Origin of the sequence: Nocardiopsis dassonvillei (assembly GCF_964273065.1) — a bacterium.
Classification (GTDB): domain Bacteria; phylum Actinomycetota; class Actinomycetes; order Streptosporangiales; family Streptosporangiaceae; genus Nocardiopsis; species Nocardiopsis dassonvillei_B.
The window spans coordinates 2,352,337-2,366,146 of sequence record NZ_OZ186815.1 but is presented as its reverse complement, the minus strand read 5'-3'; the positions used below and the strand labels follow the sequence as shown (position 1 = coordinate 2,366,146).

Sequence of the window (13,810 nt, the reverse complement as noted above, 5' to 3'; positions counted from 1 at the left end):
TTGCGTGAACAACTGTAGCAGGGGCTCCGCGCGCTTCGTCCACCCGTTTGCCGCGCGCGGCGGATCCCCCGGTTCCGGTGGTGCCGTCCGCCCCCGCGGCGGTAGTGTCGCGCCGTGAACGCCTTGCCCGTACGGGTTCTCGTCGTCGAGGACGACGACGTGATCCGGGAACTGATCCGCCTCAACCTCGAACTGGAGGGGTTCGAGGTGTTCACCGCCGTGGACGGGCAGGACTGCCTGGATCGGGTCGGCTACATCGACCCGCACGTGGTCACCCTCGACGTGATGATGCCCCGGCTGGACGGATGGGCGACCGCCGAGCGGCTGCGCGCCCAGGAGCGGCTGCGGACCCTGCCCATCGTGCTGGTGACCGCGCGCACCCAGGAGGAGGACGTGCGGCGGGGCGAGCGGATCGGCGTGGACGCCTACGTCACCAAGCCGTTCGACCCCGACGTCCTCATCGACGTCATCCGCGGGCTGCTCGGGGAGCGCGGGTGACCCCGGCCGACCTGGAGGCGGTGGTGCGGGCGGCCGCCGCCGACGCCTTCGACCTGCCCGCCGACCGGATCCCGTTCGTGTGGCCGCGCGGCGACCAGGCCGCCGACGGCGCCGACGCCGCGACCGCGCTGGCGCCGCGCCTGGCGGGCGCGCTGGGGGACCGCCTGCCCGCCGGGGAGGGGCGGCCGCACCTGAGGGTGGCCGGGCGCATCGCCGCCCGGCTGGCCGAGCTGCGCGACCGGGGCCGCCTCTCCTACGCCCGGCTGCACGCCGACGACCGGGGCTTCCTGAACGTGACCCTGGGCGCGCGCCAGCGCGACGACCTGCTCCGGGAGGCCGCGGAGGGCCCCCGCTTCCTCACCGGCCGGACGTGGGACGGCGCGGGGGAGTGGCCCCGCACCGCCCTGCACGGGGCCGGGCCGGTGGCGCAGGCCCGCAGGTGGGCCCGGGCGGACGCGCGCGCCCGCATCGCCCTGGCGGTGGGCGGCGCCGCCCCCGCTGTGCCGGCGGCCGAGGAGGTCTCCTGGCGGGACCCCTACCTGGACGGCGACCGGGACGCGCTGTTCACCCCCGCGGCCCGGGTGCTGGGCGCGGTCGGCGAGGACAGCGCCCGCATCGCCTTCTGCCGGTCGATTCCCGAGCGGCCCCGTGAGACCGAGACCACCGGCCGGGACCTGCCGGTGCTGCCCTCGGCGGAGTACCCGGGGGCGTGGGCCCGCCTGACCGACGCCAATCCCGCGTTCCGGCTGCGCTACGCCCACGCGCACGCGGTGTCCCGGACGCGGTGGGTGTCCCGGGGCGCCCCCAGGCTCGCGGCGTGCGAGCGGCACACCGCACCGGTGCGCCGCGCCCTGGTGGACGGCCCGAGCGCCCTGGACGGAGCCGCCCGCCGAGAGGAACCCCATATCCTGGTCCGATACCTGGAAACGCTGGCCGGTGCCTACGATGAGTGGCGGACGTGTCCCTCCGCCGCCGCCGAGCCGGCGGAGTACACCACCGCCGACCCGGTGCTGCCGTCCGCCGTCGCCGGGGTCCTCCGCACCGGGCTGTTCCTGCTCGGGGTGTCCGCGCCCACAAGGCTGTAGACCCCGCCCGCCCGATGGGCCGCACCCGACCCCTGCGTTCCGATCGGAGAAGTGGACAATGGGGGAGGGGTGCCGTCCCTCCCGTCACACCGTTCCAGCCGAAAGCCCGTTATGAGCCGCTACGCCCACCCCGCCGGATCCCGCCACGCCGAGATCCTCCCCGAGGACAACCCGCCGCTGCCGCCCGAGGACCTCAACGCCCTCGACCCCCGGGTGTGGCCCGCCACCGCCCGCCGCGAGGACGGCGAGCTGGTCGTGGGCGGTGTCGGCGTGCGGGAACTGGCCGAGACCTACCGGACGCCGCTCTTCGTCATGGACGAGGAGGACTTCCGGGCGCGCGCCCGCGACTACGCGACGGCGTTCGCCGGGTCCGACGTCTACTACGCGGGCAAGGCCCTGCTGACCAAGGCGGTCGCCCGCTGGGTGATCGAGGAGGGCCTCAAGCTGGACGTCTGCTCGGGCGGCGAGCTCGCGGTCGCCCTGGCGGCGGGGGTGCCCGCCGACCGCATCGGCATGCACGGCAACAACAAGTCGGAGCGCGAGCTGCACCGCGCGGTCGAGGTCGGGGTCGGCCGGATCATCATCGACTCCCTGGACGAGATCGAGCGCCTGGAGCGCGTCGCCGCCTCGCTGGACCGGACCCCGAAGGTCCTGATCCGCGTCACCACCGGCGTGGAGGCCCACACCCACGAGTTCGTGGCCACCGCGCACGACGACCAGAAGTTCGGCTTCGCGCTGAGCACGGGCGCGGCCGCCGAGGCGGTCCGCCGGGTGCTGGCCGCCCCGCACCTGGACCTGGTGGGCCTGCACTCGCACATCGGCTCGCAGATCTTCGACACCTCCGGTTTCGAGGTGGCCGCCCGGCGCGTCACGCGGTTCCTCGCCGGGATCCACACCGACCTGGGGGTCACCCTGGCGGAGCTGGACCTGGGCGGCGGCCTGGGCATCGCCTACGTCTCCGACGACACCCCCCTGGACCCCAAGACCATCGCGGACGGCCTCACGTCGATCGTGCGGCGCGAGTGCGAGGAGGCCGGACTGCCGGTACCGCGCCTGGCCGTGGAACCGGGCCGAGCCATCGCGGGCCCGCCCGGGGTGACCGTCTACGAGGTCGGCACGGTCAAGGACGTCGAGGGCATCCGCACCTACGTCAGCGTCGACGGCGGCATGAGCGACAACATCCGCACCGCCCTGTACGGCGCGGAGTACACCGGGCGCCTCGTCTCGCGCGAGAGCGACGCCGGACCGATGCTGTCCCGCCTGGTGGGCAAGCACTGCGAGAGCGGCGACATCATCGTGCACGACCTGTACCTGCCCGCGGACCTGCGCCCGGGCGACCTGGTCGCGGTCGCGGCCACGGGCGCCTACTGCCTCTCCATGGCGAGCAACTACAACCACCTGCCGCGGCCCGCGATGGTCGCGGTCCGGGACGGTGCCGCCCGCGTGATCGTGCGCAGGGAGACCGAGGAGGACCTCCTCCGCCTGGACGTCGGCTGACCGGCCCGCGCGAAGACGGTCAGAGGATCACGAGAGAACTGGGAGTCACGCCCAAATGGCGATGAAGGTGGCGCTGCTCGGATGCGGCGTTGTGGGTTCGCAAGTCGTTCGCCTGATCGAGGAGCAGTCCGAGGAGCTGGCCGCACGGATCGGCACGCCCATCGAGGTCGGCGGGATCGCGGTGCGGCGCATCGACCGCGCCCGCGGTATCGCCCCGGAGCTGCTGACCACCGACGCCATGGCCCTGGCCACACGGCCCGACATCGACGTCGTGGTCGAGGTCATCGGCGGGATCGAGCCGGCCCGCTCGCTCATCCTGGCGGCGCTGGAGGCGGGCAAGTCCGTGGTCACGGCCAACAAGGCGCTGCTGGCCGAGGACGGCCAGACGCTGCACGCGGCCGCCCGCGAGGCCGGGGTGGACCTGTACTACGAGGCGTCGGTGGCGGGGGCGATCCCGCTGCTGCGCCCGCTGCGCGACTCGCTGGCCGGAGACCGCGTCAACCGGGTCCTGGGCATCGTCAACGGCACCACGAACTACATCCTGGACCGGATGGACTCCCTGGGCGCCGGGTTCACCGAGTCCCTGGAGGAGGCCCAGGCCCTGGGCTACGCCGAGGCCGACCCGACGGCCGACGTGGAGGGCTTCGACGCCGCCGCCAAGGCCGCCATCCTGGCCCGGCTGGCCTTCCACACCCAGCGGGTGACCGCCGCGGACGTGCACCGCGAGGGGATCACGGGCGTGACGGCCGCCGACATCGCCAGCGCCCGCGCGATGGGCTGTGTGGTCAAGCTCCTGGCGATCTGCCAGCGCTCGGAGGACGACAAGACGGTGGGCGTGCGCGTCCACCCGGTGATGCTGCCGGTCGACCACCCGCTGGCGAGCGTCAAGGAGGCCTACAACGCGGTGTTCGTGGAGGCGGAGTCGGCGGGCCGGCTGATGTTCTACGGCGCCGGCGCGGGCGGTACCCCGACGGCCAGCGCGGTGCTGGGCGACGTGGTGGCGGTGGCGCGCAACCGCCGGGCGGGGACCTCCGTCGCCGAGGGCGCGCACGACACCGGCCTGGCGGTGCACGACATGGGCGAGACCATCACCAGCTACCACGTCTCCCTGGACGTGGCCGACCGGCCCGGCGTGCTGTCGAAGGTCGCCGAGATCTTCGCCCGCCACCAGGTGTCGATCAAGAACGTGCGCCAGGAGGGCCGGGGCGACGACGCCCAGCTGGTGCTGGTCAGCCACCCCGCGCCGGACGCCGCGCTCAGCCGCACGGTCCAGGACCTGCGCGGCCACGACATGGTCCGGGAGGTCGCCAGCGTGATGCGCGTGGAGACCTTCTCGGAGTGACCGCGGCCGGGGGCCGGGGCGGGGCGCGGCGCCCCCGCCGGCCGCCGGGCACACGGCGGGCGTCTCGTATTGTGGGACACGGGCGACCGCGATTCGAGATGGCCCCGGCCGGGCCGTAGACTCGTGGCAGGTGGGGGCCGCGACCCGGGTCCGTTGCCGGGTCGGAACGTCCCACCTTTCCATTGCGCGTCAAGCGGAAACCGCATCCACCCGAAAGGGACACAGTCGTGAGCATGGCACGGGCGTGGCGAGGCATCGTCGAGGAGTACCGCGACCGCCTCCCCGTCAACGAGAGCACCCCCGTCGTCACCCTCCAGGAGGGCGGCACGCCCCTGCTGCCCGCCACGCGCGTATCCGAGCTCACCGGCTGCGAGGTCCTCCTCAAGGTGGAGGGCCTCAACCCCACCGGCTCCTTCAAGGACCGAGGCATGACGATGGCCATCACCAAGGCCGCCGAGGACGGCGCCAAGGCCGTCATCTGCGCCTCCACCGGCAACACCAGCGCCAGCGCCGCCGCCTACGCCATCCGAGCCGGGATGACCTGCGCCGTCCTGGTGCCCCAGGGCAAGATCGCCATGGGCAAGCTCGCCCAGGCGCTCGTGCACGGCGCCCGCCTGCTCCAGGTCGACGGCAACTTCGACGACTGCCTCGAACTCGCCCGCAAGCTCAGCGTCGACTACCCGGTCGCCCTGGTGAACTCGGTCAACCCCTACCGCCTCCAGGGCCAGAAGACCGCCGCGTTCGAGATCGTCGACGCCCTGGGCGACGCCCCGGACATCCACTGCATCCCCGTCGGCAACGCCGGGAACATCTCCGCCTACTGGATGGGCTACACCGAGTACCGGCGCGACGGGATCTCCACCCGCGCCCCGCGCATGTTCGGCTTCCAGGCCAGCGGGTCCGCGCCGATCGTCAACGGCGCCCCGGTCACCAGCCCGAGCACCATCGCCACCGCGATCCGCATCGGCAACCCGGCCTCCTGGAGCCTGGCCGAGCAGGCGCGCGACGAGTCCGGCGGGATCATCGACAAGGTCACCGACCGCCAGATCATGGCCGCCTACCGGCTGCTGGCGGCCGAGGAGGGCGTGTTCGTCGAACTCGCCTCCGCCGCCTCCGTCGCAGGCCTGCTCCAGGCCGTCGAGGCCGGACAGGTCGAGCGCGGCAGCCGGATCGTCTGCACCGTCACCGGCAACGGCCTCAAGGACCCCGACTGGGCCCTGGCCGGGGCCTCCTCGGCCACCACCGTCCCGGTCGACGCCCTGGCCGCGGCCAGGGCCCTGGACCTGGCCTGACCGTTCTCCCGCGGGGGCGCCCCCGGCCCCCGCGGGAGCGGGCCCGCCGTGAACACGGAAGATGAGAAACCCTGCCATGACCCCACCCCGCCCCGACCGGGTGTCCGTCCGCGCCCCGGCCACCAGTGCCAACCTCGGTCCGGGCTTCGACGCCCTGGGCCTGGCGCTGTCCCTGTACAACGACTTCGAGGCCGTGCCGCGCGACGACGGAGAACTCCGTGTGGAGGTGAGTGGGGAGGGTGCGGGCGAGGTCCCCACCGACCACCGCCACCTCGTCGTCCGCGCCATGGCCGAGGCCTTCGACCGCGCCGGTGAGAAGCTCCCCGGCCTCACGCTGACCTGCGTCAACCGCATCCCGCACGCGCGCGGCCTGGGCTCGTCGTCCTCCGCGATCGTCGGCGGCGTCGCCGCGGCCGCCGCCCTGCTCGGGCGCACCGGCCCCGACGGCGGCCCGGACCGCGACTGGATCTACCAGGTCGCCGCCGACCTCGAGGGCCACCCCGACAACGTCGCCCCGTGCGTCTTCGGCGGCTACACCATCGCCTACCGCGACGGCGGCCGCTGGGGCGCCACCGCCCTGGCCCCCGACCCGCGGCTGCTGCCGGTGCTGTGCGTCCCGGACTGGCGGCTGTCCACCGAACGCGCCCGCGGGCTGCTGCCCGAGAGCGTCCCGCACGCCGACGCGGCCTTCAACGCGGGCCGCGCCGCGCTCCTGACGGCGGCCGTTTGTGGCCACCCGGAAACCCTGTACGCGGCCACCCGGGATCGGCTACACGAGGAATATCGGGCGCCCGCCATGCCGCGCACCCTCGACCTCGTCCGCGACCTGCGTGACCAGCGGGGACTGCCCGCCGTGGTCTCCGGAGCGGGCCCCACGGTCCTGGTGCTGTGCTCCGTGGCCGAGGGGGAGGCCGGGATCGATTCGCCGGAAATCGCCGAAGCCCTTGATTCAATCCGTCGGAGTACGGGTAATGATTGGGACATACGCCCCCTGCCGGTCGAGCAGGCGGGGGTGCGGTCCCCATCTCCCCATCCGTAGCACCATGTGTCGAGGAATAGCCGTGGCCTCTGGTGATGTTAGGCTAGGTGAAGCACCAGATGCCCCGTTGCGGGGCGAGTGCTCATCCGCCACAGCGGCCTCCGCATCCCATACTCCGGTGGTCTGGTCCCACGACCGTCCGGAAGCGGTGGCCGGTGTGTCGATTCCGCGGATTCTCCGCGACCGTGTCGACGTCCCCGCTGTCCGCTCCTCCTCCCCGGATGAGCGCTCCGCCGCGGTCGATCGGCACCATCACCGAGCCATCCGCCCCGACGTCCGGCTGTACCCAGAGCCCGCCGCGATCGGGTAGGGGACCGTCTTCTCGCCGGTTTCCGAACATCCACGTGGGGCACGCCCTACCCGGCCCAGCCGGTTCGCACCACCGGGCCGGCCGCTCCAGCACCCGCTGACGGCCGAAGCCCGCTCCTTGGGAAGGACCCTTAGTGAGCGACACCACCGAACTCCACACGGACGCGGCGGTCGACAAGAACAGCACCGGCGCCTCCGTGGCGGAGGCCGGCGACGCTTCGGCCACGACGTCGCCGACCAGGTCCCGCGCCGCGGCGCGCGGTACCGGTCTCGCCGCCCTGAAGCTCCCCGAGCTGCAGAAGCTCGCGTCGAGCCTGGGCATCACCGGTACGGGGCGCATGCGCAAGAGCGACGTCATCGCCGCGATCGAGGCCAAGCAGGGCGGCCCCGTGGGAGCACCGGCCAAGACCAGATCGCCGAAGAAGACCGAGACCGAGCCCGAGGCCGGTAAGGTCGAGGCAACCGACAGCCGGTCCCAGGAGCCGTCGGGCTCGGACGAGGCGCGTACGCGCGCCGACCGGTCGTCGGACCAGGCCGTGACCGACTCCCAGGGGCGGGGCGAGAAGGCGCCCCGGAGCCGTCGCTCCACCCGCAGGCGCGGGGACGAGGGCGGCGACCAGCCCCGATCGGTGGACGGCACCGACTCCTCTACCTCCGCGAGCAGCGTGACCAAGACATCCAGCACCCCCCAGAAGACCGGCTCCGACACCTCCGAGGACCGCGAAGGCCGGTCCGGGCAGGGTCGCGAGCGCCAGCGCAACCGCCGCAACCGCAACCGCGGCGGCGACGACCAGAGCGCCGGAGGCGCCCAGCAGCAGGGCGGCGGCCAGCAGGGCGGCGGCCAGGGCGGCCCGCAGGGACGCGGCGGCAACGCCGACGACGACGAGTTCGGCGGGCGCCGCCGGGGACGCCGCCGGGACCGCAGGGACCGGCGCGGCGGCCGGGGCGGCCAGGAGCCGGAGCCGGTGATCGGCGAGGACGACGTCCTGCTGCCGGTCGCGGGCATCCTCGACATCCTCGACAACTACGCCTTCGTCCGCACCACCGGCTACCTGCCCGGGCACAGCGACGTCTACGTCTCGCTGGCCCAGGTGCGCAAGCACGGCCTGCGCAAGGGCGACCACATCATCGGTGCGGTCCGCCAGCCCCGCGACGGCGAGCGCAAGGAGAAGTTCAACGCCCTGGTGCGCCTGGACTCGGTCAACGGCATGTCGCCCGACCAGGCCAAGAACCGCCAGGAGTTCTCCAAGCTCGTCCCGCTGTACCCGCAGGAGCGGCTGCGCCTGGAGACCGAGCCCGGTGTGCTGACCACGCGCATCATCGACCTCGTCGCACCGATCGGCAAGGGCCAGCGCGGTCTGATCGTCTCCCCGCCCAAGGCGGGCAAGACGATGGTGATGCAGGCGATCGCCAACGCCATCACCGAGAACAACCCGGAGTGCTACCTGATGGTGATCCTCGTGGACGAACGTCCCGAGGAGGTCACCGACATGCAGCGCACGGTCAAGGGCGAGGTCATCCACTCGACCTTCGACCGCCCGGCCGAGGACCACACGGTCGTCGCAGACCTGGCCATCGAGCGGGCCAAGCGCCTGGTCGAGATGGGCATGGACGTCGTCGTCCTGCTGGACTCCATCACCCGCCTGGGCCGCGCCTACAACCTGGCCGCCCCGGCCAGCGGGCGCATCATGTCCGGCGGTGTGGACTCCACGGCGCTGTACCCGCCCAAGCGCTTCTTCGGCGCCGCCCGCAACATCGAGGGCGGCGGCTCACTCACCATCCTGGCGACCGCGCTGGTGGAGACCGGCTCGCGCGCCGACGAGGTGATCTTCGAGGAGTTCAAGGGCACCGGCAACATGGAGCTCAAGCTCAGCCGCTCCCTGGCCGACAAGCGCATCTTCCCCGCGGTCGACGTGGACGCCTCCAGCACCCGCAAGGAGGAGATCCTCATGTCGCAGGAGGAGCTCAGCGTCGTCTGGAAGCTGCGCCGGGTCCTGCACGCGCTGGACACCCAGCAGGCCATCGAGCTGCTCCTGGACAAGATGAAGGAGTCCAAGAGCAACGCCGAGTTCCTGCTCCAGGTGCAGAAGACCACCTGACCGGACACGCGGTGACGCACGCGGCGGTCCTCCCCACCGGGGAGGGCCGCCGTTCGTCGTCGGCGCCCGGTGGAGTCCGGGCCCGTTCCCCGCGTCCGCCGCGACCGCCCGGGGCGGCCCCGGGTGCGCGTCCGGACCGGCACCGCCCTCCCCTGTGGGCGGAGCGGGGGGACGTCCGGGTCCCTCCTCAGGGAGGGGGCATTTTTTCATGATGCGGAAAAACGAGGCTGTCAGGCGAAAAAGATCACCAATGTGTTGCAGGTCACCCCGGGGGGCTGTCGCCTCTTCGTGAATCGATTTAGGGTCGGCCCGCCGAGTACCCCCAGCCACACCAGGGAGCCGTCCACATGGACAACCCCGCCCTGCTCAGCCTGCTCGCACTCACCCCGATCATCGTCGTCGGCGTCCTGCTCGTCGGGTTCCGGATCCCCGCCAAGTACGCCATGCCCGTCGGCTACGCCGTGGTCGTCCTCATCGCCGTCACCGCCTGGAACACCGAGTGGACGGCGATCGCCGCCTCCACCGTCCAGGGCCTGATCCTCGCGATCGGGCTGCTCTACATCATCTTCGGCGCGCTGCTCCTGCTGGCGACCCTCACCAGGAGCGGGGCCATCGCCACCATCCGGGCCACGTTCACCGACATCAGCCCGGACCGGCGGGTCCAGGCCATCATCATCGGATGGCTCTTCGGGAGCTTCATCGAGGGCGCCTCCGGGTTCGGCACACCCGCCGCGGTCGTCGCGCCCCTGATGTTCGCCCTGGGCTTCCCCGCGATGGCCGCCGTCATGGTCGGCCTGGTCATCCAGAGCACACCCGTCAGCTTCGGGGCGGTGGGCACCCCCATCCTGGTCGGGGTCTCCGGCGGACTGGAGGGCTCGCCCGACGTCGCCGAGCGGGCCTCCGCCCTGGGCCTGTCCTTCCCCGAGTACATCTCCCAGATCGGTTTCCAGACCGTCCTCCTGCACGCGGCGGTCGGCACCCTCGTCCCGCTCTTCATCAGCTGCATGCTGTGCGGCTTCTACGGCGGCCGCAGGCGCTTCTCCGACGGCTTCGGCGTGTGGCGGTTCGCCCTCTTCGCCGCCTTCGCCATGACCGTCCCCTCGGTCCTGTACAACTACTTCCTCGGCGTCGAGTTCACCAGCCTCCTGGGCGGGCTGACCGGTCTGGTCATCGTCGTCCTCGCCGCCCGCAAGGGCTTCCTCATGCCCCGGGAGGCCTGGGACTTCCCGCCGAGGGAGGACTGGCTCGCCAAGTGGAGCGGACGCCTGGCCCCGCCGGAGGCCGACACCGCCGAGCGGCGCATGGGCCTGCTGCGCGCCTGGTCCCCCTACCTCCTGGTGGCCGGCATCCTCGTCGCCACCCGCACCGTCGAACCGGTCAAGGCCTGGCTGACCGGCGTCAGGGTCGGGGCCGCCGACATCCTCGGCACGCCCGTCGCCCAGTTCATCGAACCCCTCTACTCCCCGGGCGCCACCTTCGTCCTGGTCTGCCTGGTCACCTACGGCCTGCACCGGATGAAGGGGCGGGAGATCGTCGCCTCCTGGAAGACGGCCGGATCCCAGCTCGCAGGGGCCGCGGTCGCCCTGCTCTTCGCCGTCCCGCTGGTGCGCGTCTTCATCAACACCGGCGCCGACTTCGGCGCGACCGACCTGGCGAGCATGCCGCTCACCCTCGCCTCCGGCGCCGCCGAGCTCGGCGGCGCGGCCTGGCCGCTCTACGCGCCCTGGATCGGCGCCCTGGGCGCCTTCGTCGCCGGCTCCAACACCGTCTCCAACCTCATGTTCTCCCTCTTCCAGTTCTCCACCGCCGAGCGCATCGGCGTCCCCCAGGAGACGGTGGTCGCGGCCCAGGCCGCCGGAGGCGCCGCGGGCAACATGATCACCGTGCACAACGTGGTCGCCGCCTCGGCCGTGGTCGGCCTCGCCGGCCGCGAGGGCGACCTCATCCGCCAGACCGTGATCCCGATGGCCTACTACGTCCTCGCCGCCGGATCCCTGGCCCACATCTTCATCCACGGCGTCGGGTTCAACGCCGGTACCGCCGTCCTGGCGGCGCTCCTGCTCCTGCTCGCGGCCCTGGCCGTGTACCTGAACCGGTCCGACGCGCGCCGCGCCGCCGGTGCGGCCGCGCCCGGGAAGGAGGAATAGACACCGGTCACGGCATGGTTGTGGTTCTGGCAAACTGGTAGACGGGGATACGGTCGGCCTCCCTCCATGGAGACCCGCCGCCCCTACCTGGATCGCCGCGGCACCGGTTCGCGCATGACCTTCACCACGCCCCACCGCAGCGGTGGCGCGTCAGGCGTGCGTCCGGCGGCCGCGCATGAACAAGGAGACACACGATGAAGGCCGACATCCACCCCGAGTACGTCACCACCGAGGTGACCTGCACCTGCGGTGCGCACTTCGTGACCCACAGCACGGTGACCGACGGCAAGATCCGCGCCGAGGTGTGCTCCGAGTGCCACCCGTTCTACACGGGCAAGCAGAAGATCCTCGACACCGGTGGCCGGGTCGCCCGCTTCGAGAAGCGCTTCGGCAAGCGCACCAAGTAGCGGCGCCCGCTCCGCCCGTGGCGCCGGAACCTCCGGCGCCACGGGACCCACGGCCCGGGCACGACGCCCCGGGCGACACGGCAGGCGAGGCACGCGAATCAAGACGGGGTGGCACAAGTGAAGCTGGACGACCTCCTGGGGGAGTACTACGAGCTGGAGCAGCAGCTCGCCGACCCGGAGGTGCACGCCGACCAGGGCCGGGCGCGCACGCTGGGCAAGCGCTACGCGCAGCTCACCCCCATCATCGAGACCTACCGTGCGCTCAAGGAGACCGAGAGCGACATCGAGGCCGCCCGCGAGCTCGCCGCCGAGGACTCCTCCTTCGCCGAGGAGGCCGAGCGCCTGACCGCCGAGGCCGAGCGCCTCACCGAGCGGCTGCGCTTCCTGCTCGTCCCGCGCGACCCCGCCGACGACAAGAACCTCATCATGGAGGTCAAGGCCGGCGAGGGCGGCGAGGAGTCCGCGCTGTTCGCCGGCGACCTGGTCCGCATGTACCTGCGCTACGCCGAGCGCCAGGGCTGGAAGACCGAGGTCATCGACGCCACCCACTCCGACCTGGGCGGCTACAAGGACATCACGATCGCCTTCAAGAACAGGGGCACCCCCGAGCCGGGGTCCGGCGTCTGGCCGCTGCTCAAGTTCGAGGGCGGCGTGCACCGCGTGCAGCGCGTCCCCGTGACCGAGTCGCAGGGCCGCATCCACACCTCCGCCGCCGGGGTCCTGGTGGTCCCCGAGGCCGAGGACATCGAGGTCGAGATCCACGACAAGGACCTGCGCATCGACGTCTACCGCTCCTCCGGCCCCGGCGGCCAGAGCGTCAACACCACCGACTCGGCGGTGCGCATCACCCACCTGCCCACCGGCATCGTGGCCTCCTGCCAGAACGAGAAGAGCCAGCTCCAGAACAAGGAGCAGGCCATGCGCATCCTGCGCGCCCGCATCTACGCCGAGGCCCAGGCCAGCGCGGACGCCGAGGCCGCCGCCGAGCGCAAGAGCCAGGTCCGCACGGTGGACCGCTCCGAGCGCGTGCGCACCTACAATTTCCCGGAGAACCGCATCTCCGACCACCGGGTCGGCTACAAGGCCTACAACCTCGACCAGGTTCTCGACGGGGAGCTGGACGGCGTCATCAAGGCCCTCGTGGACGCGGACACCAAGGAGAGGCTCGAAGCGGCCCAGGGATCATGAACCTTCTTCTCGACGAGGTCGCCCGCGCGACACTGAGACTCGCGGACGCGGGCGTCGCATCGCCTCGCACGGACGCCGAGGAACTCGCGGCGTTCGTGCACGGCGTCCGTCGAGGGGAACTGCACACGGTCGCCGACACCGACTTCGACGCCCGCTACTGGGAGTGCGTCGCCCGCCGCGAGGCCCGCGAACCCCTCCAGCACATCACCGGCCGCGCCTACTTCCGCTACCTCGAACTCCAGGTGGGGCCGGGTGTGTTCGTCCCCCGGCCGGAGACCGAGATCATGGTCGACTGGGCCATCGAGACGCTGCGCGCCATGGACGTCGCCGACCCGCTGGTCGTCGACCTGGGCGCCGGCTCGGGCGCGATCGCCATCTCCATCGCCCAGGAGGTCCCGCGCTCGCGGGTGCACACCGTGGAGATCGACCCGGTGGCCCTGGAGTGGACCCGGCGCAACATCGACTCCAGCGGCCACGCCGACCGGGTCACCCTCCACCACGGCGACATGCGCACCGCGCTGCCCGAGCTCAACGGCCGGGTGGACCTGCTCATCAGCAACCCGCCGTACGTGCCCACCCGGGAGGCCCACGGCATCCCCCCCGAGGTGCGCAACTTCGACCCGGCCCCCGCACTGTGGTCGGGCGAGGACGGGCTGGACATGATCCGCGACCTGGAGGCGGTCGGCCGCAGGCTGCTGCGCCCCGGCGGGTCCATGGCCGTGGAGCACCACGACGGCCAGGGCATCGACATCCCGTGGCTCTTCCCCGAGGACAGGGGATGGCGCGACGTCCTCAACCGCAAGGACCTGGCCAGGCGCGACCGGTTCGTGGTCATGCGCCGGGCCGACCACGAAGACTGACCGCACCGGTCGTCACGACCCCCCGGGCCGGTGCCGACCGGTCCACC

Annotated in this window: 11 protein-coding genes; all 11 read left to right on the top strand. The window is 72.5% G+C overall.

The window, feature by feature from the left end; genetic code table 11:
- Positions 1 to 114 precede the first annotated feature (114 nt).
- The 11 genes from ACSUPR_RS10445 (at position 115) to prmC (ending at position 13,763) form a co-directional block, all read left to right on the top strand.
- A complete protein-coding gene (locus tag ACSUPR_RS10445) occupies positions 115 to 498 on the top strand; it encodes a response regulator (RefSeq protein WP_436890946.1) in 384 nt (127 codons plus the stop codon).
- Entirely contained in the window at positions 495 to 1,583 is a 1,089-nt protein-coding gene (locus ACSUPR_RS10440) for a DALR anticodon-binding domain-containing protein (protein WP_436890945.1), read from the top strand. Before ACSUPR_RS10445 ends, ACSUPR_RS10440 begins: the two co-directional genes overlap by 4 nt.
- A gap of 111 nt (positions 1,584 to 1,694) precedes the next feature.
- Positions 1,695 to 3,080: a diaminopimelate decarboxylase gene (gene lysA, locus ACSUPR_RS10435; protein ID WP_436890944.1), complete on the top strand. Its 1,386-nt coding sequence runs from the start codon at positions 1,695 to 1,697 to the stop codon at positions 3,078 to 3,080.
- A 55-nt stretch (positions 3,081 to 3,135) separates the two neighbouring features.
- Positions 3,136 to 4,422: a homoserine dehydrogenase gene (locus tag ACSUPR_RS10430; RefSeq protein ID WP_436890943.1), complete on the top strand. Its 1,287-nt coding sequence runs from the start codon at positions 3,136 to 3,138 to the stop codon at positions 4,420 to 4,422.
- A 233-nt stretch (positions 4,423 to 4,655) separates the two neighbouring features.
- A complete protein-coding gene (thrC, locus tag ACSUPR_RS10425) occupies positions 4,656 to 5,714 on the top strand; it encodes a threonine synthase (protein WP_436890942.1) in 1,059 nt (352 codons plus the stop codon).
- Between the two features lie 76 nt (positions 5,715 to 5,790).
- A complete protein-coding gene (gene thrB / locus ACSUPR_RS10420) occupies positions 5,791 to 6,753 on the top strand; it encodes a homoserine kinase (RefSeq protein WP_436890941.1) in 963 nt (320 codons plus the stop codon).
- 443 nt (positions 6,754 to 7,196) lie between these two features.
- Positions 7,197 to 9,161 carry a transcription termination factor Rho gene (gene rho / locus ACSUPR_RS10415; protein WP_436890940.1) on the top strand — a complete coding sequence of 655 codons (1,965 nt, stop codon included), beginning with the start codon at positions 7,197 to 7,199 and terminating at the stop codon, positions 9,159 to 9,161.
- A 347-nt stretch (positions 9,162 to 9,508) separates the two neighbouring features.
- Positions 9,509 to 11,308 (top strand): L-lactate permease, encoded by a 1,800-nt coding sequence (locus ACSUPR_RS10410; RefSeq protein WP_436890939.1) that lies wholly within the window; start codon positions 9,509 to 9,511, stop codon positions 11,306 to 11,308.
- 194 nt (positions 11,309 to 11,502) lie between these two features.
- Positions 11,503 to 11,715, top strand: a complete 213-nt coding sequence (gene rpmE, locus ACSUPR_RS10405) for a 50S ribosomal protein L31 (protein ID WP_436890938.1) — start codon at positions 11,503 to 11,505, stop codon at positions 11,713 to 11,715.
- A gap of 117 nt (positions 11,716 to 11,832) precedes the next feature.
- A complete protein-coding gene (prfA, locus tag ACSUPR_RS10400; RefSeq protein WP_436891954.1) occupies positions 11,833 to 12,903 on the top strand; it encodes a peptide chain release factor 1 in 1,071 nt (356 codons plus the stop codon).
- On the top strand, positions 12,900 to 13,763 hold the full coding sequence (prmC, locus tag ACSUPR_RS10395) for a peptide chain release factor N(5)-glutamine methyltransferase (protein ID WP_436890937.1): 864 nt from the start codon (positions 12,900 to 12,902) through the stop codon (positions 13,761 to 13,763). The genes prfA and prmC overlap by 4 nt, the downstream gene beginning before the upstream one ends.
- Positions 13,764 to 13,810: the final 47 nt, after the last annotated feature.